Source organism: Streptomyces sp. NPDC055078 (assembly GCF_053607985.1).
Genome location: NZ_JBSGUP010000973.1, coordinates 1 through 2156, shown reverse-complemented (window position 1 = coordinate 2156; position 2156 = coordinate 1). Strand labels below are relative to the sequence as shown.

The window sequence follows — 2156 nt, the reverse complement described above, 5'->3', positions numbered from 1 at the left end:
GTCCAGGACCGGGGCGGCCACCGAGCTTCCCCTGCCGGAGGGGCTGACGGCATTGACCGCGTATCCCGCCCGGCGGATCGTGTCCACGTCGTCGAGGTACCGGGTGACGGCATCCTGGTCCGGCTGGGCGGCCAGGACGGCGTACAACTCGTCCTCGCCGAGGAAGGCCAGCAGCGCCCGGCCTGCGCCGGTCGTCAGCATGGGCCGGTTCTTCCGCGTCCTCGCCACGTATTCGAGGCTCGGTACGTCCCCCACCTCGTCGGTGTAGACGATGTGGTGCCCCACCCGGACTCCCAGCAGCACATTGCATCCCGACCGTTCGTGCAGCGCGGCCAGATCGTCGTGGCTGACGGTCCCCGACAGCAGGCGGTTGGCGCGCAGGGAGAGCACGGTGGGTCCCGGTCCGAGGAAGTACCGCTGGTCGTGCTCCATGAGATAGCCCGCGTACACGAGTCCGTTGGCGAACCCGTGCAGCGAACTCTTCGGGGCGTCGATCGCCTTGGCCAGGTCGGCCAGGGAGAGTCCGCCGGGGCTTGTCGAGACGGCTTCGAGGATCCGGACCACCCGGTCCACGGTGCGATGGCTTCTGGCAGGCATGTCCGCTCGGGAATGGTTGGGAACCGGGCCGGTCGGCTGACAGGCGGAGTACGGACTACAAGGTATATCGGTCGAGCAGCCGGTGCGGCACGGGCAGGTGCCGCGCCCGCAGCCATTCGCCGAGCGCCTTGGCCGACCGGTCGGGGCGGACGGTGGAAGTGGCGCCGGCACCCAGCAGATCCCGGACGACGAAGTTCAGCGCCCGCAGGTTCGGCAGCTCGTACCGGAAGACCTCCAGTCCCTCGGAGTCCGGCATCAGCTGCCGGAAGGCCGGGATGTCCAGGGCCGAGCGCAGCCACTCCCACACCTCGTCGTCCGTGACCCACACGCCGACGTTCGCGTCGCCGCCCTTGTCGCCCGACCGCGCGTGCGCGATACGGCCCAGCGCGACGACGGTGGTGGATTCGGCCACCGGCTTCGACCGGGCGGGTACCAGAGCGGCCTCGGCGCGGCCGGCCGGCTCCGCGCGGTGCGGCGGCGAGGGCACGAACTCCTCCCGGCCGTCGGCGTGCACCACGCGGTGCCGCAGCTCGTCCTGGCCGATGAGGCCGGGCCAGTACGTTCCGTAGCTGCTCCCACGGCCGGGCCGCGCGGTCTGGTACGGGCCCGGGTAGTTCGCGAGGCTCATCTCCACCAGGATGTCGCTGAACGCCCGACCGGCCGCCTTCTCCGTGCCCTGGACGCAGATCTCCAGCAGCGAGGTGCCGGCCCATTGGGTCTTCGGGTCCTCGGCGGGGGTCCCGATTCTGGTGAAGGTGAGCTTGTCGATGCCCGGAACGCCGGCGAACCGGGCCCGGACGGTGCGCTCGACGAGCGCCGCCTTCTCGTCGACGTCGAGACCGGTCAGTACGAAGGTGCCGGAGTTGCGCCAGCCGCCGAGCGCCGTGACCGCCACCTTGGTGGTGGGCGGCGGCGGGGTGCCCCGGGTTCCGCTGATCCGTACGCGGTCCCCGCCGAGGTCCTCGATGTGCACGGTGTCGAGATGGGTGACCACGTCCGAGTTGAGGTAGGCGGGGGAACCGACCTCGTAGAGCAACTGCGCGATGACCGTGTCCGCGGTCACCATGCCGTCGGTTCCGGGGTGCTTGGTGATGACCGACGACCCGTCCGCGTCGATCTCGGCGATCGGGAACCCGGGACGGCCGTCCAGTCCGGGCACCGAGCGGAATCCCGAGAAATTGCCGCCCGTGGCCTGGGGGCCGCACTCGATGACATGGCCGGCCGCCATCGCGCCGGCGAGCGCGTGGTGGTCGTCCTGCTTCCAGTCCCACCACCAGGCGGCCGCACCGGTCACCACCGAGGCGTCGGCCACCCGCCCGGTGACCACGATGTCGGCTCCCCCGGCGAGTGCGCGGGCCACGCCGAACCCGCCGAGGTAGGCGTTTGCGCTCAGCGGTTCGTACGCCCATGAGGACAGCGGAAGCCCGGTGTGCAGGTGCTCGATCCGGTGGCCCGCCGCCTGGAGGCCGGGCAGCCGGGGGAGTATGTCGTCGCCGTCGACGTAGGCGACCGTGAGTTCGGCGTTCTTGCGCTCCAGGAGCACGCGGACGGCGTCGGCG

At 71.3% G+C, this 2156-nt stretch carries 2 protein-coding genes; both read right to left on the bottom strand.

Going from position 1 to position 2156, the window contains the following annotated elements:
• Positions 1-597: IclR family transcriptional regulator (locus tag ACWF94_RS39280; protein ID WP_453499892.1), on the bottom strand; the 597-nt coding region annotated here is incomplete at its 3' end.
• 55 nt (positions 598-652) lie between these two features.
• Positions 653-2156, bottom strand: a 1504-nt coding sequence (locus tag ACWF94_RS39275) for an acyclic terpene utilization AtuA family protein (RefSeq protein WP_453499890.1), incomplete at its 5' end; no start/stop codon positions are given.